The organism is Micromonospora radicis (assembly GCF_003583405.1).
Classification (GTDB): Bacteria; Actinomycetota; Actinomycetes; order Mycobacteriales; family Micromonosporaceae; genus Micromonospora; species Micromonospora radicis.
In genome coordinates, this window is record NZ_QXEC01000016.1 from 127,373 (window position 1) to 150,376 (window position 23,004).

Annotated in this window: 17 protein-coding genes; 10 read left to right on the plus strand and 7 right to left on the minus strand. The window is 67.8% G+C overall.

Annotated features, from left to right (window positions below; genetic code table 11):
* Positions 1-24: 24 nt before the first annotated feature.
* Positions 25-336 carry a hypothetical protein gene (locus tag D2L64_RS17735; RefSeq protein WP_119578023.1) on the plus strand — a complete coding sequence of 104 codons (312 nt, stop codon included), beginning with the start codon at positions 25-27 and terminating at the stop codon, positions 334-336.
* A gap of 6 nt (positions 337-342) precedes the next feature.
* Entirely contained in the window at positions 343-1,494 is a 1,152-nt protein-coding gene (locus D2L64_RS17740) for a hypothetical protein (protein WP_119577965.1), read from the plus strand.
* A 459-nt stretch (positions 1,495-1,953) separates the two neighbouring features.
* Here the strand turns inward: D2L64_RS17740 and D2L64_RS17745 are convergent, their stop codons facing one another.
* Positions 1,954-2,853 (minus strand): hypothetical protein, encoded by a 900-nt coding sequence (locus tag D2L64_RS17745; RefSeq protein ID WP_147376256.1) that lies wholly within the window; start codon positions 2,851-2,853, stop codon positions 1,954-1,956.
* A gap of 1,024 nt (positions 2,854-3,877) precedes the next feature.
* On the opposite strand from D2L64_RS17745, the gene D2L64_RS17750 reads away from it, so the two are divergent.
* Positions 3,878-4,147 carry a type II toxin-antitoxin system TacA family antitoxin gene (locus D2L64_RS17750; RefSeq protein ID WP_119577969.1) on the plus strand — a complete coding sequence of 90 codons (270 nt, stop codon included), beginning with the start codon at positions 3,878-3,880 and terminating at the stop codon, positions 4,145-4,147.
* The gene (locus D2L64_RS17755; RefSeq protein WP_119577971.1) at positions 4,144-4,875 is read left to right on the plus strand and encodes a GNAT family N-acetyltransferase; all 732 of its coding nucleotides are present in this window, start codon (positions 4,144-4,146) and stop codon (positions 4,873-4,875) included. The genes D2L64_RS17750 and D2L64_RS17755 overlap by 4 nt, the downstream gene beginning before the upstream one ends.
* A 167-nt stretch (positions 4,876-5,042) precedes the next feature.
* Here D2L64_RS17755 and D2L64_RS17760 read toward each other — a convergent pair whose 3' ends face one another.
* The 4 genes from D2L64_RS17760 to D2L64_RS17775 all read right to left on the minus strand — a co-directional run bounded on the left by D2L64_RS17760 (position 5,043) and on the right by D2L64_RS17775 (position 7,570).
* Positions 5,043-6,512 carry a HesA/MoeB/ThiF family protein gene (locus D2L64_RS17760; RefSeq protein WP_147376257.1) on the minus strand — a complete coding sequence of 490 codons (1,470 nt, stop codon included), beginning with the start codon at positions 6,510-6,512 and terminating at the stop codon, positions 5,043-5,045.
* 41 nt (positions 6,513-6,553) lie between these two features.
* Positions 6,554-6,913 carry a hypothetical protein gene (locus D2L64_RS17765; RefSeq protein WP_119577975.1) on the minus strand — a complete coding sequence of 120 codons (360 nt, stop codon included), beginning with the start codon at positions 6,911-6,913 and terminating at the stop codon, positions 6,554-6,556.
* Positions 6,910-7,185: a hypothetical protein gene (locus D2L64_RS17770; protein ID WP_119577977.1), complete on the minus strand. Its 276-nt coding sequence runs from the start codon at positions 7,183-7,185 to the stop codon at positions 6,910-6,912. Before D2L64_RS17770 ends, D2L64_RS17765 begins: the two co-directional genes overlap by 4 nt.
* A 103-nt stretch (positions 7,186-7,288) precedes the next feature.
* Complete coding sequence (locus D2L64_RS17775) at positions 7,289-7,570, minus strand: DUF3892 domain-containing protein (protein WP_119577979.1); 282 nt, start codon at positions 7,568-7,570, stop codon at positions 7,289-7,291.
* Positions 7,571-7,629: 59 nt separating this feature from the next.
* Between D2L64_RS17775 and D2L64_RS17780 the strand changes: the two genes are divergently transcribed.
* From D2L64_RS17780 to D2L64_RS17800, 5 genes are all read left to right on the plus strand, one after another.
* Entirely contained in the window at positions 7,630-8,190 is a 561-nt protein-coding gene (locus tag D2L64_RS17780; RefSeq protein WP_199714592.1) for a helix-turn-helix domain-containing protein, read from the plus strand.
* On the plus strand, positions 8,187-8,744 hold the full coding sequence (locus tag D2L64_RS17785) for an ImmA/IrrE family metallo-endopeptidase (protein WP_119577983.1): 558 nt from the start codon (positions 8,187-8,189) through the stop codon (positions 8,742-8,744). Before D2L64_RS17780 ends, D2L64_RS17785 begins: the two co-directional genes overlap by 4 nt.
* A 389-nt stretch (positions 8,745-9,133) precedes the next feature.
* Entirely contained in the window at positions 9,134-10,354 is a 1,221-nt protein-coding gene (locus tag D2L64_RS17790) for a hypothetical protein (protein ID WP_147376258.1), read from the plus strand.
* A gap of 187 nt (positions 10,355-10,541) precedes the next feature.
* Positions 10,542-12,077: a cell envelope integrity protein TolA gene (locus tag D2L64_RS17795; RefSeq protein WP_147376259.1), complete on the plus strand. Its 1,536-nt coding sequence runs from the start codon at positions 10,542-10,544 to the stop codon at positions 12,075-12,077.
* A 140-nt stretch (positions 12,078-12,217) separates the two neighbouring features.
* Positions 12,218-13,147: a hypothetical protein gene (locus D2L64_RS17800; RefSeq protein WP_119577989.1), complete on the plus strand. Its 930-nt coding sequence runs from the start codon at positions 12,218-12,220 to the stop codon at positions 13,145-13,147.
* Between the two features lie 173 nt (positions 13,148-13,320).
* On the opposite strand, the gene D2L64_RS17805 is transcribed toward D2L64_RS17800, so the two are convergent.
* Together D2L64_RS17805 and D2L64_RS17810 are read right to left on the minus strand one after the other, a co-directional pair.
* On the minus strand, positions 13,321-18,657 hold the full coding sequence (locus D2L64_RS17805) for an ATP-binding protein (RefSeq protein WP_119577991.1): 5,337 nt from the start codon (positions 18,655-18,657) through the stop codon (positions 13,321-13,323).
* A 24-nt stretch (positions 18,658-18,681) separates the two neighbouring features.
* On the minus strand, positions 18,682-19,344 hold the full coding sequence (locus D2L64_RS17810; RefSeq protein WP_119577993.1) for a hypothetical protein: 663 nt from the start codon (positions 19,342-19,344) through the stop codon (positions 18,682-18,684).
* Positions 19,345-19,587: 243 nt separating this feature from the next.
* On the opposite strand from D2L64_RS17810, the gene D2L64_RS17815 reads away from it, so the two are divergent.
* Complete coding sequence (locus D2L64_RS17815; RefSeq protein ID WP_119577995.1) at positions 19,588-22,812, plus strand: tetratricopeptide repeat protein; 3,225 nt, start codon at positions 19,588-19,590, stop codon at positions 22,810-22,812.
* Positions 22,813-23,004 lie beyond the last annotated feature (192 nt).

Below are 23,004 nucleotides of genomic sequence, written 5' to 3' on the forward strand. Positions count from 1 at the left end.
ACGCCGGTCCGCTATCCTCCGTCGATGGCATCGAAGGGCAGCGCCCCGCTGGAGGCGATGATCGAGAAAGCCACCATCGACGCGTACGGCGACGACGAACAGCTCGCCGGCCTGTTCACCATGATCGAGGAGCATCTGGCGGTGCCGTTCACCACCACCGTCCTCGGCGTCGAGGTCACCGTGCGCAAGGTCGACGTGACCGCGGACGCCATCGTCGCGGTCTGCGCCCGAGGTCGCCACCGGCAGAGGATCGACCTACTCGACCTGCCGCTACCCTCCCCCGCGCCCGACGGCGCCGCGTGGATCGACGCCTACCGGCACTGGGCCGGAAGGTAGGCCCTCGTGAGTGAGTACCAGTACTACGAATTCACCGCCGTCGACCGGCCCCTCAGCGGCCGGGAGCGGGCCGAGCTGCGGTCGCTGTCCACCCGGGCCGACATCACCGCCACCAGCTTCGTGAACACCTACGAGTGGGGCGACTTCAAGGGCGACCCGCGTACGCTGATGGAACGGTACTTCGACGCGCACCTGTACCTGGCGAACTGGGGCACCCGCCAGCTCATGCTTCGGCTACCGAAACACGTGCTCGACCCCGCCACCGTCGCCCAGTACTGCCAGGGCGACAGCGCATCCGCGTGGACCACCGGCACGCACGTCATCATCGACCTCCACGACGAGGACGAGGACGGCACCGACGCGTGGGACCTCGACGGCCACGGCCTGCTCACCTCGATCATCCCGGTCCGGGCCCGCCTCGCCGCCGGAGACCTGCGCCTGCTCTACCTGGCCTGGCTCCGCTGCGCACAGTCCGAGGAGATCGCCGACGACGAGCGCGAACCACCCGTCCCCGCCGGCATGGGAACCCTCGACGCGCCCCTCACCGCCGTCGCCGAGTTCCTACGCATCGACCCCGACCTGATCGCGGCGGCAGCGGCCGGGTCGGCGCCGGCCGCCTCCGGCGAACCGACCGCCGCACAACTACGGAAGTGGGTCGTCGAGCTACACGCCCGGCACAAGGACGCCATCCTGACCGACCTGATCACCGGCGGCGACAGCCACCTGCGCAACCGACTGCTGCGCCGCTACCGCGTCGCGCATCCCACCGACGCGTTCACCCCGACGGCCGTCCGTACTGCCGGGCAACTACTCGCCATCGCCGCGGACCTGCGCGCCGAACGGGAACGACGGGACGCCGAGCAGCGCGAAAGCGACCGGGTCCGCCGGGAACGCTCCGCCGTAGCCGCCCGGCAACGGCACCTCGACACCCTCGCAGTCGACCAACCCGCCGCCTGGCAGCGGGTCGACGAACTCATCGCCACAAAGAAACCCCGCGAGTACGACAGCGCAGTTCAACTCCTCGTCGACCTGCGCGACCTCGGCGAACGCGACGGAGACAGCTCATCGTTCCGACACCGGCTGGCCGAGCTACGGGCGGTGCACGCCCGCAAGCCCAGCCTGCTCGAACGCCTCAACCTCGCAGGCCTCGACACCTGACGCGCGGTTTTGCCGCCCGGCGACCGTTGCCGGAGTGCGGCCAACGACCGCTGTGTGCAGCAGGGCTCACACGCTCTTGGCCACCTCCGAAGCGCAGGGCGCAGGCAAAATTACCTACGACGACGCCCATGACCGGCGATGCGAACTCATCGGCCCGCAGGCGCGGAGCGTGTGATCGGCGGTGGTCATCCGCCGTCCTGGCCAGCCGGGACAACCCAGGTGAACTTGGGCCACTCCCTGCCACCCCGGGGCAACCCGCAGGTCGCTAGACTGGGCCCTCGCGCCCTCGTAGCTCAGGGGATAGAGCATCGGTTTCCTAACCCGACGCTCCGCCTGTGGCCCCAGCGTGATGACCTGCGCTTCCTCGTTTCCTGCCATTGCGTGCCGGTCGCTGTGCGGCCCTGCTGTGATCGCTTGCTGAAGATCAGCTGGAGCGTTGTGGATCCTGCGTGTGCAAGCTTATCGCTTCTTGCGGCGCCCCTTCCGTAGGGCTGACTCGGCTTCCTGGCGTCGACGGATGGCAGCCTCGTCGCGCTGAGAAACAATGGCCGCGTCCGAGAGGCGGGGGCGGCGGCCTCTGCTGTCGCGGACTCGGCGTGCGCCAGCGACTCGCCACTGCTGCAGGACGGTGGGCAGGCTTTCGCGGGTACGGAACCACGACACAGCTGCTGCGGTAGAGGGGTCGCTCGCGTCTTCCCACTCGGCCATCTTGTCGGGCTCGAAGAGGAAGTTCGCCGCGAGTTGGAAGTAGAGGTCGTCCTTGGCCTCGGCGAACTTATTCATCGCCTGCACTTGGCGGATCCGTGGGCAGAACGCCGCGCCGATGAACCATGTGGCGCCGGCCATGACCGCGCCTGGGTCCTCGCCCTCCTCCGGCGTTGGCGCGCAGAGGAGGTCAACGATGCGCTGCTCGGCGTCGTCGAGCTGGATAGGGACCTCGTCGAGGAGGGCGGCCTCGTACACCTGGCGGGCGTCGTCGGCACCGGTGAGGCGGTGCGTGCGACGCAGCCCGGCCATGTCGAACATCAGGATGCTCTTGCCAACCTGAAGTTCGCTGTCGTGGCCGTACACGGCGGCGGTGCTGTCGAAGCCGGCCAGCACGAGCGTTTCGGCGCGTCGCTGACCCTTGCGCTGTGCGTCGCCCAGCCGGGCGTGGGGCGACGAGACGAACGGGCACACCTGCGCGGCGTAGAGCGCGCACACCTCGTGTTCCGGCGCCTCGTTGAACGTGGGGGTCTCGCCCATGTGTTGCAACTGGTCGTCGAACGTGACTTGCCAGCGCAACTCGTCGCGAAACGGCATGGCGCACACCGCGCACAGGTCGTAGGCGGCAAGAACAAGCTTGCGCTGCTCGGACAAGGCCCCGTAGTCCTCCTCGCCCGGTTCCTGCGGAATGACCGCGATGATCGGGTACCCACGGGGGTCCAGACGTAGGTGCGAGCAGCGCACGGGCGCCTTTACTTCTGCGGGGCGAGCGCCAACACCTGCTCGGGAGCCAGTGACCACGTGCCCAATCTACGGCCCCAGAACACACATTCTCCTGGCGGCCCAACGTGTCGGCTTGTTCATCCTTTTGCTGGTGGTTGCCCCCGATCTACGGTGTCGGCCAGCGTCACCGCCGGTGGTATCGCAGGTTCGCCTCGCCGCCGTCGTCATCGCCACCGCCCTCAGTCTGACCGGGCTACATGCCGGTAACCCAAGGCAGGATCTTCGGAGCTGGGGCCGGGCTGATCGATGCCTCGGCGGATCGAGTTGATCACTCATGCTTCCGTCAGGAATTCCAGGGCGGGGGAAAGTTGGCCTCCGGCCCATTCATCGCCGACCGACCTTCGGCGCTGCCGGGGTAGCTGAGTGTGGGCAGGGCGATCGTTCGGTGGGCCTGGACGATGAGGTTAGCGGCGAGCCGACGTGTGACTCGCCGGCCAGACAAGCTGGTGGGCGAGCGTCCGCGTCGACGACGACTGGGAAGCTGCCGTGATCGTCTTTTGCGCTCCAGCAGCGCAGACCAGTGGCGTGCATGCGGCGCTCCGGGGGATCACAGCCAAGAGAGCAGCGCCCAGCCCCGGCGCACTTAGAGTGACGATCATTGCGCTGCCGCGCCTAACCGCACCGGGTGGGGCGCAGGGGGCGAAGACAGGCAATCCCCCAGGCGACGCGCTTCCAGCCAAACCACACCTATATCAAGGCGACCGTACGCTCCGCGCAAGGAGTGTCAGAGGGGGCGAAGAAGGCAGGGGCGCCTGCGCAGCTTGGAGGCTGCTGACCTGAGATGACGATGGGCCTGTCAGGGAACCACGAGTGGCGGACGCAACGAGGCAACCGGAGGCATCCGCCTGGAAACTTCCGTACAACTGCCGTACGCTGTTGTCAGAGGTGATGAGAGATGGCACCCAAGACCGAGCGCATCGAGATGCGGACCGACCTTGAAACGAGCGACCTGCTCACCCGCGCGGCCCGAACATGTGACGAGTCTGTCTCGTCGTTCGTCCTGAAGGCCGCTCGTACTGAAGCGGACCGAGTGCTAGCGCGGGCGGATCGCACCATCATGTCAGCGGAGCAGTTCGATGAGATGATGGCCGCCTTGGACAAGCCGGATCAGCCGACCAAGCTTGCTGAACTGGCCTCTAAGCCGCGGAGGTTTCGCCGCAAATGACCGAATGGCTGTCCGGGCCTCTAGAGTCAGAGCATGAAGTTGAGGGATTCGACTGTGGCGTCGAATCCCTCAACACCTGGCTCATTGGGCACGCCCGCAGTGCTGCGGCTAGCGGCACTGCCAGGACGTACGTATGGACAGCTTCTAATGCGAACGCCGTGATGGCCTACTACGCGATCACCCCTACCGTGGTCGTCCGGGGCGAGTTGACCAAGAAGCAAGCTGGCGGGTCGGGTGACGTTCCTGGCTACCTTCTGTGCAAGCTAGCCCTGCACAGGGCGCTGCATGGACAGAAGCTTGGTGGTGAACTCCTGCTGGATGCCCTGGAGAAAATCGTACGCGCTGCTGACGGATTTGGCGGCCGCCTTATTGTCGTCGACGCTATCGAATCGGCAGTTGACTTCTATCAACACTACGGATTCAAGCCGGTCATCGGCGTGCCCAATCGGCTCGTAATGAAAGTGGCGACCGCGAGGAACGATCTCGGACTCGGGAGCCTTCAGTTGTCAGCCAACCGCGAGGCGGGGCTGGTGTCTATGGTGCTTAACCGCCCAGACGGCTCGTCTACCCCGTTCGTTGGGGACATTGCGCAGGCGCGCGCGGTAGCCAGGGAGATGTTGGCCGCCGCTGAAGAACGAGAGCGAGCGGGCGCGACCGATGCGAAAGTTGATCTTCGTGCGGTCATGGTGAGGGCCCTCGGCAGAGACCCGTTCGCCGAGGAAGAGTGAGTTGCAAAGTCATCGCTTGCTCCGCCCTTGGCTGTAGTTGCGCAGTTGCCGGACAGGCGGGTTCGGGACAGCGAAGGGTAGGGGATGGTGGCACTACCCCCGCCGTCGTTTGAGGCGGTGCTAACTTTCCGTCGACTATGAGGCTGGCAGGCCCGTTCGGCGTGCGATTAGACGCTGCTCCACAGCATGTCGTCGATGCGACGTGCAATCCGCCTTGAGAGCCGTCGCCCCGCCCGTCGGCGAGCGAGCCGGGATGCCTCGGCGATCGAGTGCCGGCCGGTGACGACGAGTCCGTGACTATCAGCGCTTCCGAGGAGTGCACCGCTGTAGAGGCACCCCGGGTTGCAGTCTGCTTCATCGCGGTCGAGGGTCCCGGTAGCGAAGTGATGCAGGTGGGCGCCCACGTCACCGATGCCGTTGGGAGCAATGACTGCGGTGAGCAGTTGAAGTGCCTCGTTGGCGGCGGCGGCCATGGAGAAGGCAAAGACGTTTTCGTTGTGGCGTAGCGGATGGTCGCGGTTGAGGCCGGCAATGTAGGACGGGTTGTCGAGTTGGCCGGTGCGTTCGAGGGAGACATCGGCCGGATCGTATTGTCCCAGGCATTCAAGGCAGGCGCGGCCAGGCGCTGCCATGTGTGCGCGCCATTCGGCCCCGCGCATCCTCTGGCCGTCGCTGCGGATGAGGATGCCGCCGTCGACGACTGGTATGAGGTGGGCGTAGGCGGCGAGGTTGAGTACGGCTCGTGGCCAGGGCCGGTCGACGCAGCTGAACAGCACGTCACAGTCCAGCGCGTGTGCCAGTCCGTCGGGTTCCACGACAGACAGTTCCAGTGCGGTGATGTCCGGGTTGCCGGCGGTGCCTGACCGGCGTAGCGCCCGGGCGAGGGTCTCGACCTTGGACCGAGCGAGCTCGACGTCGCGCGTGGTCGCGTGTAGGAGTCGGTCGAGGTTGACTGCCTCGACGGCGTCAAAGTCCAGCAGGGTGATGCGCTCGACGCCGGTGCGGGCGAGGGTTTCGGCGACGAGGGCGCCCACGCTGCCCGCACCGATGATGCCGACGTGCAGCCGGGTGAGGCTGGCCTGCAGGTCGGGTCCCCACGCGGAGACGGTGCGGGTGAGCTGCTCTCGGAGGTCGGGGATTGGACGCAGGGAGTTGTTCCACGAGACTGTGATGCGATCGCCGACGCATCGGACATTCTCCGCCCACTGGGGCGTGTAGCGGCGGGCGGCGACTCGGTGCCACATGCGGGCGCTATAGGTTTGGTCGCCCACGGCGTAGGTCAGGCCGAGCAATGGCAGACCGGTGAGGGCGACTGCTTGGGCCGCGTGGCCCGACTCGGCGGCGTGGTCGTCATCGCTGAGGTCCTGCCAACCACGGCCCTTCGGGTGACTGTGCACGAGTGCCAGCCCGGCGCCGGTCTCGGCGGCGTGCGCGGCTGCCCGCAGGAAGTAGCCCGAGGTGAACGAGACGTTGCCGTGGAGGAGACGCTCGCCGCGCTCGGGCCAGATCACCTCCCCGATGACGGCGCTGGTGCGGGTTGCACCGGTGCTCGGGCGCCAAGTCAAGAAGCACAGGTCCTCTTGGCCGTCGGAGCGGCTGAGGTGTTCGGCAAGCCGGGTCGCGACGGTGGTGGTCATGGCCACCGACAGGCGCCGTCGGGCCGAACTCGGGCCGCTGGTCACGACCGGGCGAAGAGCGTGCGCAGGTGCCTTAGGTAGGCGCGCATGCTCCGGTCGGTCACCCAGTTCTGGGCTGGGCGGCTCCAGTACTCCCACTCAGCCCCGAGGGGGGATGCGTGAACCGCGCCGTCTGGGTGCCCCAGCCGCGGGCTGACGTGAGGACCCGGCGGCGGTGACACCGGCCAGTCGGGTGGGATGGCGAGTGCCAGCTTGATCTCCTCCCCAGCGTGTCTGCCTACTTCGACGCGGTAGGTAAAGACGGCCAGCTCACCCTGTTGGGTTACATCGTCGTGTCCGGTGGCGGCGAGCGCGGCGAGGAAGCCCGCCGCGCCCACCGTCGGCTGCTGCACCGTGGTCATGAGGTCGGAGTCGGGCCGGTCGACACCGATACGAACGTGTCCCCCGCGTGTACCCGGATCGGGGTGTCGCCGCGCCCCTCGTACGACTCCTGGTGCCGTCCCTTGACCTCGACGAGGTACGCCGAGGCCGGGTCGACCCCGGCCAGGCTGAGGATCTGGTTCGGCGTCAGGTCCTTCTCGGCGGTCGTGACCGGTTCGTCATCGACCTTGAAGGTGATGGTCTTCGCAGGCTTGGCCTGTTCCGCTGAGGCGTGCGTGGATGGCGCTGTCATCGCTGTGCTCCTTGATGTCTGTTTTTCGATGTGGTTCTGCCGGCCGGCCGGCTCGCTCGTCACGGCACTTGTGTCGTTCGGTGTCGAGCGACCGCCCGGACGGTCAGCGGCGAGGGAGGGACAGGAGGTTGTTAGTCCAGACGCCGTCGGCGTGCGTGCGCAGGTACTTCGCCCCGCGCGACGGGGTCACCACGGCCACGTGCGCGCGGTTGCCCCGGCCGTCGTCGGTGTACGCCTTGCCGCCCTGGTTCTCGATCCACGAGACGAGCTGCTCGCGCGTGCTGCTGTCCTCCTGGTTCGTGGAGTCGGACAACCACCACAGGTGGGTGATGTGTTCGTGGTCCGACCCACCCTCGAGCCGGACCGCGGTGATCTGGATGGCCACTACCCCTCCACGTGCATCATCAAAGCTTCAGTACCACTTCGGTGGCACCCTAGCAGAGGTTGTTGCAGGGAAGCGGCAATGCCGCACTAAAGTTGGGGTATGCAAACCTTGAGGACGCGATGATGGCCGAGCCGCCGCTCCAGGAAACTGAGCGGCTCGACCTCGCCGAGTTCGGGCGGATGCTGCGGGAACGCCGCGGGACGCTGTCCATTCGGCAGGCAGCCGTCGATGCTGGTGTGAGCTTCAGCACGTTCTCGCGGGTTGAAGCTGGTGCGCACCCTGACCTCGCGACGTTCACACGTCTCTGTTCATGGCTACGGGTGCCAGCGGCGAGGTTTTTCAACCCGGTGACCGAGCGACGGATGACACCCCTCGACGAGGCCGTCACTCACCTCCGGACCGACCCGCGGCTGACGCCCGAAGCGGCATCGACGCTCACGTCCGTGCTCACTGACATGTACAACACACTCGCCCGGGACCTGCCACAACCACGAACGGCAATCGCCTGCCATCTGCGTGCAGCATCGGTAATGAGACCAGGAGTACCGCACCGCCTGGCGTCCCTCCTGACCGACATGCGCGATGAACTTGAACGACAGGTGGAGGCAGGGGAACTGTGACACTGCCCCGCGGATTCAAGGCCGCCGCCGAGCGGCGCGCGCTCGAGCTGCGAGCCCAACTCGGCCTTACCCCCACCGACCCGCTCGACATGGCGGCTGTTGCTGAGCACCTTGAGATGAAGATCGTCAGCGCCGCCGCCCTTGTGGACGTCGCGAGACTCGAGGAACTCGAGCGCCTCCAAGCATTCGCGTTCTCCGCCGTCACCTTCGAGATCAAGGGACGTCCGTTCATCGTCACGAACCCACTACGGCCCCCAGCGCGCATCGTCAGCGACCTCGCACACGAAATGTCTCACATCCTGCTCGAACATGATTTGTCCGAAGTCAGTGAGTTCGACGGGGTCCCGTTCCGGACCTGCCGCCCGGACGAAGAGGAGCAAGCAACTGCCTTGGGCGGAACATTGCTGCTCCCGCGCCCCCTCCTGATTCGGGCCGCTGCGAAAGGAATGGGCCCCGACGAGATCGCCAGCCGGTTCGCAGTCAGCATCGAGATGGCCCGATTCCGCTACAACACAACAGGGGTTGGCAAACAAGTCCGGGCCAGCCGACGCTGACGGGCCAGCGCCCTGCAGCTAACCCGGCCGAGAGGCGAAGCTTGTCTACTCGGGCAGGCTCCAGAGCGGATTCCGGCTCGTATCGTGACGTCTCGCAGCGGCCCCGGTTGCTCCGGCGCGCCGATGCCCGGCGAGGTCATACGCACCACGATCCTCGCCGGCCGCACGAGTGGTGGTCCAGTACGCGAGGCAAGACGCCAGGCTGCCACTGCGAGGAGGACGTGTACCGCCAGCCCTATCGACGGCGTTGGCCTGTATGAGTGTCGCCAGGCCGGGACGCACTAGCAGTGCTGGCCGGCGGATGTTCCCCGCTTGACTGCTGCTCCTCGGCCGGGTTGCTCCGCGTTTGGGGATGTTCAATGATGCGCCGAAGCCCGAGAATGGCCTGCGTGGCAGTTCCGCCCGGCGCGGCAGATGCGACCGGCCCCGATGGCAGCCCTTCCGTCCATACGGTCTCCGTCCCTGGCACGCGAGGTTGCCTCTCTGATGCTGACTACGTCAAGTACTCCCGCAGCGCTCCAACGACGGACGGCGGGTCGGACGGCCGGTGGATCGCCGCAGACGAGTCTGGCTGGGATGGCGAGGCCCTTTTTCAGCCCACCGAGCCGTACATGACCATCGGTTCGGTCGCCATCGACGACGGCGACGCCGACACGGTGCTGGCCCTGCTACGCCGCGACGCCGGGATCGAGCAGGCCGCTGAGCTCAAGTTCGGCCACTTCGCCCGGGTCCGTAACCAGCGACGACTTGAGGTGCTCGCCGGAGCGCTGCGACCCGGCGGCATGCTTGCCAGCAGGGCGAGCATCTTCATGATCGACAAGCGGTTCTTCGTCACAGCCAAGATCATTGACCTGCTGCTTGAGGAGTATGCGCACGAGAACGGGGTGGACCTGCACGCGGACGACCAGGCTCGGCGGTATGCACAGAAGCTGATCGAAGAGGGCCCGCGGGCGCTTGGGGCCCCCATGTTCGACGAAGTGATCAGAATGTTCGTCCGCTTCGCCGGCATCCGCAACCGAGGACAGGCGTTGGTCGAGGTAGCCGAGTTGTTCCGGGTACTCGATGCCGCCGAACGCCGATCGCATCGCCGAGCGATCACGGACATCCTGGGCATGCTGCTACGGTGCCGCGCCCAGGCTGATGAACTGCAGAAGACGATGCTTGAACCGGACTTCCTTCTGGCCATGGAACCGTTGATCCCGACGATGCCCGCCGTGCTCAACGAGTGGTCACGGCAAATCGGGCCGGCCAGCCTACTCATGGACGCCCACAAGGTTCTGACCGACGACCGCATCGACATCTTGTGGAAGGCCATGACGGCGGGTCACCCAGACTTCCGATACCTCTGGACTGGCGTCAGGCCACGAGGGCTGGCACGGGGTGACTCATCGAATCATCCGTCGATCCAACTCGCCGACCTCGTAGCAGGGGCGGGCCGTGCCGTGGCGCACTTTCACGAAGGCTTGACCACCTCCACGGCAGAAGTCGGCGCCGCACTCGCAACCAGCGTCGCCCCGCTCATCACACCGCACAGCCTGATCGCGCACGACGAGCCCGCCCGCTTCTCCCGGCCAAAAGAGTCGAGGGGCCACCCGCCTACAGGCTCGTAGTTCGCAGGCACCCCGATCTTGTTCGGTGTGAAGGCGGGTTCAACCTTGGCCCCTTCGTTCGGGGGGTTCCGAAACCACGGGTCAGTTTCAGGCGGAGCCGACAGTTCGGTTCGTTCTTCGGACCGTGCTGCTTATATATGGCCGTGTCCAGCTCCATCGAGTACGCGGTGCCCCTTACTGTCGGGTGGTGCAGCGATGGGATTCGCTCAATGAGCGGCAGCTCGACCTGCTTCGCCGGATCAACGGCGGTGATGACCTCAGCGGCCCGGACGGCGTTGTGTACCGCCGGTCGGCGCGTGCGCTGCAGGACCGGAACTTGGTGACGGTGACACGCAAGGCAGGGGTGTGGAGGGCGTGCTCGACCGATGCCGGTCGCTTCTACCTTGAGCATGGTCACCATCCCGATCATCCCGACCACCGTGCTTCCCTCCCGCGGTCCGACGAGGCGCCGGCACCCGGCGGCATCGCCGGCGGCGCTTCGTCGGCGGACCTGCTGCGATCGGCTCGCGTACTGCTCGACCGCCTACAGCACGAGGGCGGCATGGTCCGTATCGAGAGTCCCGACAGTGGAACGCGTGCCCGGTACCGGCGGATCATTCACGCGTTCAAGCAGCAGGGACTTGTGCCAGCGGGTCACCATCTGCGCCACACTGGCCGTGACGCCGGCGACATCGTCATCCGCCTGTACACCGACGCCGGCCCGGACGAGACCGACTGGAACCGGATCCGGCTCAACACCCGACGTGTCACCACCGACGCGCATCTGGCGTTCAGCGCCCTCGAAGCCGATCCGACCAACCTCGCCGTCAGCCCGGACGTGCTGCCCCGGGCGTTGCTGCTGATCCGGCAACTCGCCGGTGAGGCGGCCCGACGTGGGCACCGGCTCGGGGTCAACACCAAGGCGAAACACCCGCGGATGTTCCTCCAGTCCGGGCAGGTCCGACGCACAGTCACCCTGACCGAGGAACGCGACCAGGTCCCGCACGAACCCACCGCCGAGGAACTGAAGATGCTGCGCCTGCGGCCGTGGATGAAACCCCCGAATTTCGACGTCGTCGACTCCGGCAGGCTCCGCTTGGAGATCACCCGGGCCGGCCACGACAACCGGGACACCTGGACCGACACCCCACGCGTACGTCTGGAACAGCGCGTCGCGCAGATCATCCAAGGGTTCGAGGCTGGCGTCACCGCCGACGAACAGCAACGGCAGGCAGCCGAAGCCGCGCGGGAGAAGGCCACGGCCGAGCACCGGCGGCGGCAGGAGGAAGCCGCGGCCGAGCGCAGACGGCAGGAGGAGGCCACCCTCGCCCAATGGCACGCCGCGATGGCCGACGCCCGCGTCCAGGCCGCGGACAAGATCCGCGCGGAAACCTTCCGCAACGCCTACCAGGCGTGGACCACCGCAGCCGGCATCCGCGCGTTCTGCACCGCCCTTGAACAAGCGGCCGAGGGGCGGACCCGCGCCGGTGGGTACCTCGCCAGCTGGGTCGCGTGGGGCAGGGCCGCCGCCGACCGGATCGACCCCACCCGCAATCCCCGCGTGCTAGCTGACATCAACTACAACCCCGAACCCGGACCCGACGACCTGCGCCCGTTCCTCGGTGACTGGAGCCCCCACGGGCCACGCAAGGAGCACCGCCCTGATCACAACCGGCAGGCCCACGCCGGCATTCACCGACAGGCTGAATCGTGGCACCACGGGCTGCTCGACCACGGCGCCTGACGTGCGTCCACCCCTCAACCGCCACCACACTCCGGCCGGATGCGCACGAGCCCGCGGCGGGACCTGCCGCCATCGCGGCGCGAACCGCCAGCACGACCCGGTACCACGCAACAAGCGACGCTCACCCGAAGGACAGCTGGATGAGAATCGACCCCTCCCGCTTCACCGTCGGCGCCGAATGGGCGTACCGACAGTCGGACCACGCACCGTCCGAACGCGTCCGCATCCTGGCCGTCGAGCCGAAGAAGACCAGCGCCCGCCTCGAGATCAGATTCCTCGACGACACCGACGAACGCGTGGAGAAGGTCCCCGGATCGCGGCTGCGGGTGCCGTGGAACGAGGTCGGGACCTTCGATGCGCTGATGGCGAACTGGCAACGCATCGACGACCTGAGCCTCGATCACACAGAGGAAGCCTGCATCGAGGAGATCTTCGGCCTCCTGATCAGCGAAGACGTAGCCGAACTGCTCTGGTCCCCGGTGTCATGCGCCACCGACATCCACGACAGGGCCCGGCTGAGCGAGATCATCGACGGCCCGGTCGACGACATCCTCGCCTCGGCTGAATGGTTCGACCACGACGGCCGGACCATCCTGTCACCGGCCGGCACCCTCCACCTGGTCGAGGCCGCGTGCCATGCCCATCCGACCCAGGTCCTCGACCTTGTCATCGAGCAGGAAGCCCAGTCCCGCCGCAAATGCAAGTTCGGCGATGAGCACCGCGTCGGCCGCGACAGCCGGTCGACGACACCGGAATGGGAGTACGACTGGTACCGCCGCCACGACCGACCCCGTCACGAACTACTACGCCAGTGGTGCGGCCACCGAGCAGTCACCCACCACGAACGGTTCCTCGCCGCCGAAGCCGAAACCCACCGCCTCGACATCCTGATAACCGACCTCATCAAGGCCCTTGACAACCTCGGCGAACACGAACAGGCCGCCCGCTTCGCCGAGGAACACGAACGCGACCGCATCACACCCCACACGATGCGCCCCGTCGTCGAACGCCCCCTACACCCCTCCGAGATACCCGTACGCGAGATCAAGGTCAGACGCCGCTGGTGGTAAACACCCCCGCGCGGCATGGACCGCGATGTTGTCCCCGCGTTGAGCGGGCAGCGACGGTGGCCGCCCTCCGATCTGGATAAGCGGGCGTTGGCGTGGCCCGCAAGCCGACCTACGAACCCTGTAACGTCTATTTCGCCACTCCAGCTTGGTGACCACCGCTGCCGTACCGGCGGTCACAACCAGCGGTACTCCAGACGCAGACCCTGGCCGACGAAGCGATACCGGCCGCGGCTCGCCGGGTCGAACGGGTTCGGGAGCATACGGATTTGGCGGTTCTCATCCATGACGTTGGTGATCACTAGGAGCCGCCACCGCCGGTTCCGGGCGTTCTCCTGCGCCGCGATGACCTGAGTCTCGCCCAGCTCGAGTCGACCGCCCTCGGCGAGGGTGGTCTTGACCTCGTAGTACCAGGTGCCGCGCCGGCCGGGGACTTCAAAGTCCCAGCCCAGGCTGTCGTCACCGGTGCCGGGGTAGACCCGCTCACGGTATCCCGACACCCAGCATTCCGGGCTGAAGTCGGCACCGTACTGCCGCTCCAGCCATCGATAAGCGAACCACTCGCCAGCGAAACCCACCCCCAGCTTTTGCAGGCTTGACAGCTCGGACGCGAACCCACCGCCGCCGAAGCCGCCACCCGCGATCCGGCCGCCGGGGCCGGACCGGGCGTCGGTTTCCTTGAGGCCGGTGAACCTGCGTGGAGTGGCCAGGAACGCGGGTGTTCGGTCCAGCGAATTGTCGAGAGCCGCGCGCAGCGAGGTGAAGCCGTCGTCCAGGTCGAATGGTTTGTCGTCGATGTTCACGGTCCGCCGCTGCCGTTCCCGTTCGGCGCGTTGCTGCCGCTCCTCGGCTTTCTGGCGGTCGAGATCGTCGGGGGTGAGACCAAGCGCGTCAAGGTCATCGGTCGCGGGCATGTCCGTCGGCCAGACGCCGAGCGTTTGCAGCCAGCGGAGCACGTCCGGAAGCGTCAGCATGGCGAAGTCGAGCGCGCCGGCCGAGTCGAGCGTTGCGCGCAGCGCCGGGCCTGCCGACGCCTCGTCTGTCCACGGCGCGGGGACCGGGCGGCTGTGCCGTTCGAGCCAGGCGCGCACGAGCTTGGCCAGCCTGCCGGCGGCGGTGTCGACCAACTCGGCGTTGGCCTTGGCGCAGTCGCTGCGGCGCGGCAGAGGGGGGCCGCTTTCCGGCGGCTGTTCGCCCAGCCGCGCCGTGAGTTCCTCCTCGACGCGCGCCGCCATGAGATCGGTCGAGAGGACGTCGACGGTGGTGCCCCACTCCGGGTCCGGGGCGAGCAGCTCAACCCGCCGGAGTTGGGGCCAGTCCGGCTGGGGGTCGCCGGCCGCGAAGCGGTCCCACCGGTGCCAGCGCAGCCGGTCAAGCAGGGAGTCGCGATGGTGGCGTACGTAGTCGGCGAAGTCCTCGGAGTGCTGCGCGCCGTAGTCGATGAGCGGATAGCGCCCGCCCATGCCGGACAGGGTGGCGTTGAGTTCGCGTACCGGTATCTTCAGCTGCTGCTGGAGCGCCGCGAGCGTCGGAGCGTCGAGCGCGGCGGCAAACAGCTCATCCGGCTCGTGGTCGAGTCGGTAGGCCAGCGCAGTAAGCAGGTCTCGGGCCTCCTGCTCGCTTTCCACCGCCGGTGAGTCGGGGTCGAACGGCGCAGCCGACTCGGCGTCCAGGTAATGCGCGACGACGGGATAGAGCCTATGTAGTAAGGGTCGCAGGGAAGACTGGATTCGCCGCGCCATCGTCCGGACGTCCTCGGCCGTGACGTCGCATATCTCGGCCACGTCGTCGTCGGCGAGCTGGGCGACGGGGACGCCGACCCGCCGGGTCCGCTCTGCGGCCCACCGGAAGGTGCGGGCGTAGTCCCGCCGGCCGATGAGGTATGCCAGCGGCTCCGCCATCGCCTCCAGCATGTCCCAGTCCAGCTCCGTCTCCGCGCCCTCGACGATCAGGGAAGGATGCGCGGCGTGCGGCATCGGCAGCACCCCGTGCAGCCGGTCCGGAAGCCGCCGGGTTTCCTCGCCGAGACGTACCTCGACCGTGCCAGCGAAGGCGACCCGCACCCGCCGCAACGCGTCGAGCGTGTCGTCGAACGCCCGCTGGCCGAGGCGGCTGAACTGGTTGCGTTGGTGTTCGAGCAGCGTCGCCACGAACAGCGGCAGCCACGGCAGGATGCCGACGATCGGTCGGGCGCTGGCGACGGCTGGCGGGCCGAACTCGTGTCCGTCCAGCAGCACGACCGGCGTGACGCCGCTGGCACGTGAAACCCCCTCGCCGAGGCGGCGACGCAAGATGGCGGTGACCGTCTCGGGATGCGCGTCTACTTCGAGGACCCGCCACCCGAAGTCGGCCATCAGTCGGAGCAGGCTCTGCTCGTCGTCCCGCGACGCGACTACCACGTCGGGCGGCTCCTGGTCGCCACTGGCCGGCTCGAGCGGCAGGGCTGTCGACGAGCCGCCGACGTCGACAACGAGGTAGCCCCGGGTGTCCGGCGGGAACGGCTCCACCTCGGTGCCGCGGGCGGTGCAGGCCGCCCACGCCGCCCGGTACGTGTTATGGAACTGTGCCGCGTGCATCTCGGTAACCGCGCCGGCGTGAAAGAGCGCGCCCAGGTGGCGCACCAAACGCGGGGCATCGGCGTCCCGGCCCCACACGCCCAGACCCAGCTCGGTCAGCCGCCGCAGCGCCACCGGGTCGTCGTCGAGCAGATCCCGCATCGGCTTTGCGAGCAGCGTCGCGAACCGCGGCGGCACGTCGTCACTGCGAACCGGAAACGTCCAGCACTCGGCCGGCGTCGCGAAAGCCCCGCCGCTCTGGCCGGGTCGTTGCGTCGGCAACCAGGCCACCGTACGCAGGAACGCGCCGAGCGGCGTGCATCGCCGTTGCGGGTTTTTGTCGCCGGGCCGGTCGCGTTCCCAGACGGTCGCAAAGGCGTCGGCCGACCAGGCGCCCTTGAGCCCGCGCAGGATCTGCCGTGCCAGGTGCGAGCGCACCCGGTCGGTCAGCCGTTCCCAGTCGGCTTGTCCCGGCATCCACCAGAGCGGGCTTTTCACCACGTAGGGGGTGGACGGATACCACGCAGCGGACGTCGTCGGCAGGACCTTCGCCCACTGGTTGCGGACCGGATCGGGCAGCCCGGGCACGGCCGAAAGCCGATCGCGGGTCAGGTTGCTGCCGTAGATCCCGCGACCGTCGGATACAGACTTGAGCGGCACCACCTCGCCAACGCCGATGCGCCGCAGGAAGGCAACCCAGTCGGCAACATGGTCGCCGGCTCGCATGACCTGCGCCGGAGGTGCCAGCAACCGGCCTGCGAGCGCGTACAGCTCGGCCGACCGGTCCTCTGGAGTGGCCGCGATCGCGGACAACTCCTTGCCGGTGGTACCCGGCCAGTCGGACGAGAACAGACAGTCCCCGGCGGTCATCCAAACGCCGTTCGCGGTCGGCAGTCGCAGGCCCAAAGCTGCCAAGTCGGTCTTGATGCGGGCACCGCTGCGGCTCAGGTTGAAGACGAACGTCAGCGCGTCCCGGGCGACCCGCTGCGCGCGGCTGTCGGCGAGCACGGCACGGATGTGTTCGAGGATGCCCCGCGTCTCGAAGCCGCGCACAAGCCGGTTGTCCTGCAGGAACTTGCGCGCCGGGGTCTGTTGCCGGTTGACGTGCCAGGTCAGATCGCCGTGCAAATAGAACAGCCGGCTGGACAGGCTTGCCGGCAGCGACAGGTCGGCGCCGGGGTCGACGTCGTCCTCGTCGGCGATCCGCTGGGTCGTCGGCGGGAAGAACGGCGCGGCCTCCCGGCTCGCGGATGTCTCGCCGGCCCGCCGGCCGGCACACGGCGCGAGCTCATCCGAGTCGGTCAGCAGAATGCGCCGCGCCCGCAACGCCTCGGGCGCCTTCTCGAAGAGACGCGCGACGTCCGCGTAGGCCCGGTCCCAGTCGCTGATCGGGCGGCGGTCGCGCTGCATCACCGCCATCATCTGCTCGACCCAGCCGGCCAGACGCTCCGGCTCCGGCGTCACGTCAAGTCCGAGCCGCGACAGCAGGCTCCTCAGCCGCGCCTGCCGGCGCATCGGCAATTCCCGCAGGAACTCGGCGCCGCTGGCTGCTGTCGCAAACGCTGCGGTCAGCATGCCTGTGTCGGGTACGGGCCAGCGCCATGCCGCAGCTGGTGTGAGCCAGCGGCCGGCCGCCTGCGCGGGCAACAGCGGGCGTTCACCCAGCGGTCGGCCCTGCTCCTCCGCGCGAGAGGTGAGCAGCCCCAGACGGTCGTCGTCCCAGCACAAAAGATCGAGCACAGTTGCAGGGGCGGCGTCGTCCGGCCAGCCGGTGAGCGCCTCGGCCGCGTCGAGGCAGAGTCCCGCCGCCGAGGTGAGCAGCAGCCGGTTCAGCGGGTTCGCCTCGTCGATGTCCGTGCGGGACAGGTCGGTGAAGAACGGCGCGTTGAGGTGCCCCGCGAACGGCGACGGCGCCTTACGACCCATCGGCAGGAAGGTGTAACACCGGCCGAAGTGCGCGTCCGCAGCCCCGTACGGCACCGCGACCGAGACTTCGACCGCCGCCGTCGACTCGGCATACCTGAGGTCGAGCTGACGCCGGTCGATCGCCTCCTGCACCGCACGCCGGTAGGCGGCCGGATCGACCCGCCGAGACAGCACCAGATAAGTGCCGTCCTCGTCCAGCGTCACAAGGTCGCAGGCGAAGTCATCGGCCGCCACCGGCGCGCTGCTGCGTAGCCGGGTCAGCACCCGCTCTTCGCTGGCGGAACCGTCCTCTCTCCGGACAGTGACCCGTTCCAGCCGCTTCAGGAACAGCATGAGCGGCACCTCTGACGCTTCGAGCTCGTCGAGGCGCTCGGCCACCGCATCGACGGCGCCCTCGTCGAGCGGCAGCCGCACCACGGTGGCATAGCCGTCGGCCCAGAGCGCCGCCACCCGAGCGGGTGTTCCCTCGGCCGGCAACGTGATGCTGTAGAGCGAAACCTCGTCGATGATCTGCCGAGTGAGCACCGGATCTGCGCCGACCAGCCCTGGCACGTCGTCCTCGGTAGCAAACCGGAAGCAAAACCCCGGATCTCCGCTGTCCAGCGTGCTGTAGACCTCCGGAGTCGCGCATATCTGAAGCACGCTCTTGAAGCCGACCCCCTTGTTGCCGATGCCCTCGCCGATCGGCTTGTCGCTCAGCCCGAGTGAGCGGATCCGCCGGGCGTTGCTGGCGGTGAACCCGCGCCCAGTGTTGGCGACGTAGAGAGTGCCGTGTGTGCCCTCGCCGCGCGCCAGCACCACCGCGATGCGCCCGCTGCCGGCGTCCGGCGGCTGCGCGTCGTACCCGTTCTGGATCAGCTCGAACAGGAAACGGCCGCCGTACTCCCGCATCGTCTGGCCGATCATGCTCTTCTGGCTGCGCGCGAAGTCCTGATCCTCCCGGGTCATCAGCTGGGCCCGGACGAGGCGCTCGGCCCCGTCACGCAGCTGCGCGTCGGCCTCGGCACGTGAAGCCGGCTCGGTACCATTCATCTGCTCGGTCTCCCCGGGGTGGAACTACCGCCTCTTGCGTTCCAGGCTGCCGCGGAGGTTCTTCGCGCCCACCTCCGAAACCCCGGCGTGCGCCAGGGCATACCCCACGGCAGTGTCGACGTCGATCAGCCCGCCGCGCAGCACGGCGTCCAATGCCTTGCGGGCGTGCTCACGCTCGTGACTTCCGGTCCAGTTGTTGTGCCCGCCGAAGAACACGGCCCGGTCGAGGGCCTTCTGCGCCTCGGGATCCAGCGCCGGCACCTGCGGATACACCCCGGACAAGTCCACTGCCCGGGTCCCGGCAGCCCATCCGGCCAGCGGGGTCATCGCACTCTCCAGGACCACCAGCGCCGATCCGCGCGCCAGGTCAGTCGCCTGGCGCAGCGACCGGGCGTCCGGGTGGAACGCCACTACAGCGCCACGAGGCCGGTTTCGGTCGAGCGGGTAGCTGAACCGGTAGCGGCTCGCCAGCCGGTGGACCGGGCCAGGGCCCCCGTGCGCCTTCGCCGCGTTGTAGAACACCACCGGGGTCACCCCGTCGGCGGCAGCCTGCTCCTCGATCCACTGCACCGCAATCTGCTCAAGTTCCTCCCACCGCTCCAGGTTCTCGTCGATGTCAGGGATCCACGCCGCGACCCGCACCAGGCTCGAGTGCCGCCACGAGGGTCTGTCCGGCTGATTGGTCACTCCACGCCTCTTTCGTCGGTCATTGCGGCCAGTGAACCAGCAGGGTCCGACATGGAGCCAACTACCGAACGGCCGGAGGTTCCCCGGGGCCGTCGAGGGCGGCCGAACGGGAAGCCGCAGGCGTGTGGACCACTGGTGTCAGAGGCGGTCGTCTACTGGAGCCGCCTTTTGTGTTACCGCCTCGGACCTGTTCACTGTCCACCAGGGACGTAGCGCGCCAGAGTTCAGGTTCATCATGGTCTTGTGGCATACGAACTGAGCAGGCTCGACGAGCGGCGATTCGAGGAGTTATGTAGGGCGCTCGCGGTGCGGGTGCTGGGCCCGGCGATCCAGGCTTTCGGCGCGGGACCGGACGGTGGCCGCGAGGCCACCTTCGACGGCGAGGTGTCGCTTCGGCCTGGTTGGAACGGCTACGGCGTCCTCCAGGCGAAGTGCCGCCGGACCGCTGGCGGTGTCGCCGATGCTCAATGGTTGTGCCAGACCCTCACGAGCGAACTGGACCAGTGGCTTGATCCACGACGCCGGCGCGTCACCGACGGCCGGATCCCGCAGTACTTGATCGTTGCCACGAACGTCCGCCTTTCCAGCGTCGCGGGGCGCGGCGGCATCGACCGCGTCAACGACCTACTCAGCGCATACGGGCAGCGCCTCGGCCTCAAGGGCTGGGCCTTGTGGGACGCCAATCAGTTGTCCGCCTACCTGGACGCCTATCCCGAGATCAGCCGACGTTTCGCGGAATTCCTCACGCCCGGTGATGTCCTGGCTCAGGCCATGGACACCATAAATGATTTCAACGAGGCCCTGCGCGAGCAGCGGAGCGAAGCCCTGCGTGAGCGGCGGAGCGCGGCCGGAGCGCCGAAGCGCCAGGTAGTCGACTGGGAGCCCTTCGACCTGGGCGTGCACCGCTCGATCAGCTCGGCGGAGCAGGTCGCGACGACGCTGCCGGACTACGTCGGTCGAAGCCATGACGCACACCTTCGCCGCCTGCTGCACCCCATGCCCATTAACGGGGTGATCGTCGTCCTCGTCGGTGGCTCGTCGACCGGGAAGACGCGCACCGCATACGAGGCGGTCCTGACGTGCCTGCCGGACTGGGCGCTGGAGTTCCCCACTACCGCGCTCGCCTTGCGGGATCGGCCAGCGAGTCCACCCTCAGTCATCTGGCTCGACGAGGCGCAGCGATATTTCAGCTCCCCGCACGGCGAGGCGGCGGCCGTCGCTCTGATGGAGATACTGCGATCGAACGCGCCTGTGGTCGTGATCGGCACCCTGTGGCCGCAGTACTGGCAACGCTTCACCGGGCAGCCGAACCCGGGCGACGCCGATCCGCACCATGAAGTTCGAACACTGCTGGCCCGAGCCGTCCGCATCGACGTACCGCCGACATTCTTACCCGCCGATGTCGAACTGGCCCGGTCGCGCTCCGATTCACGCCTCCGCGACGCCATCGCGACCGCCGGATCCTCGAACCGGATCACCCAAGCACTGGCAGCCGGCCCGGACCTCATCGCCGCTTACCGGGATGCCGATCCGTACGCCCGAGCGCTCATGCTCGCCGCAGCCGATGCCCGCGCCGCCGGTCGCGCCGCCCCGCTGTCGGCGGCCATGCTCGAACGCGCCGCGGCCGGTTATCTCGACGAACAGCAACGAGCCCGCACGGCGCCCTGGTTCGCCGCGGCCATCACCTACGTCACCCGGACGGTCAAAGGCGTTATCGCTCCGCTGACCCCGGTGCGGTCTCAGCCCGATCTCGGCGAGCCCGACGGCTACGTGCTCGCCGACTATCTCCTTCAGCACCTGCGTCCTGAGCAACATATGTATCCGCTGCCTCCACAGTTGTGGGCCGTCCTGCTTGCGGATCCAGGTCCGCTTGAGGATCAGCTACGCCTGGCCAGGGAGGCCGAGGATCGCCACCTCTACCGCGACGCGGTCACGCTCTGCGCGTCGCCGGCCAATCAGGGCTTACCCGGCGCGGCCATGGCCATCGGCGTGCTCCTCAGCCGGCTCGGCCGGCACGACGAGAGCGACCCCTGGGTAAGGCGCGCCGCCGCCCTCGGCCATAAGGGCGCCATTCAATCGCTCGGACAGCGCTACGAGTGGGACGCGACCTCGGGCCGGGAGGTGCACGAAGACCCCGCCGACGCCGAGCGGCACCTGCGACAGCTCGTCGAAAACCCTAACGATCTCGATGCTCTTGTTCGGCTCGTGTGCCTACTCACAGACAGCGGACGCAGCGACGAGGCCCGCAGCTTGTTGACGGGACGAGCAGAACAAGGCAATCCCACCGCGCTCGTCGTACTGGCAAACGTGCTGTACGACCAAGACCAGCAAGGCGATCTAGAACCCCTGCTGCACCAGCAGACCGCCAAGGGCAGCCCGATCGCCGCGATCCTGCTCGCCGGCCTCATGGATGAAGTCGGCCGCGCAGAGGAGAGTCAGACACTACGTTCGACCATTGTTGAGAGGATCCCCGCGGATGCCCTCCAGCACTGCATCGAACTACTGATCGAGGCCGACCAGTGGTGCGGAGTCGACGAATTGTTGCGACACGCGGCCGAGGAGGGCCATGCCTGGGCCATGCAGCGGCTCGCCGGACTGCTCATCGAAGACGGCATCGAACTCGACGATGACCCCGAGCTCTTCGAAGAAGGCGAAAGCTGGCTGCGGCAGGCCGCCAACGCCGGCGACGAGCACGCCAATCTGCTGCTGCCTAACCTGCTGGACCGCTTGGGCAAGACCGAGGATGCGGCGGATGTCCTACGACAGCGGGCGGCCACCGACGACCAGAAAGTCCTTCTCGATGTTGCCGACGAACTCATGCACCTCGGGCACCACGACGAGGCGAACGAGGTGCTTGGGCGGTTGACCGCCGCTGGCAAACCCCAGGCGCCGGTTCGACTCGCGCACGTCCTGCAGCAAGCCGGGCAGCCCGAGCAGGCCGAAGCGCTCCTTCGTCAGACAGCCGCCGACGACCTGCACGCACTCGTCGTACTGGCCGGCATGCTCGCCGAAACCGGGCGCACTGCTGAGGCGGAACAACTACTGCGCGGCGTGGCGCAACCAACGACAGAAGTGTTGTCGACGCTGGCCGATGTACTCGACATGGACGGACGCCGGACGGAGGCCGAACGGGCGCTTCGCGACGCGTGCCTTGCAGGTGACGACCTCGTCGATCTACAACTCAGCTTGACAGGAACCGAGGCGGACCAATTGCGCCGCTATGGGTTAGAGCCTGATGGGCGAACCGCAGCGCCTTGGCACGCCCCGGAACCGGCCCCAGAGGTGGGCACGGCAGTCGACGAATGTCCACCGTTCGCGGAGTGGTTCGGTCTGCCCTACCCCCGTTTTGCCTATCGGAACTCACAGGCGCCGACGGCCGTTGCTCGCGCGGCGAGCGCGGACGAAGCCTCCAAGCATCAGCCCCAGCCAGCTGGTGACGATGCCCAGCGCACCACCGGCTCTGGCTAGTCAATCGACGAGTGCATCGAGGAACTCGGCCATGCCCGTGCCTGAGCGCCCGGAGGCGAATTCGCTACGGCAATTTGGCCAGGATGAACGCGTCCCGCACAGCGAGTGGGATCGTAGGGAGACGGTGATGGAGGTGACACCGGAGCTGGTGCTCGACCGGGTGAGAGCGGCGCACGGCCGGCTCAAGCTAAG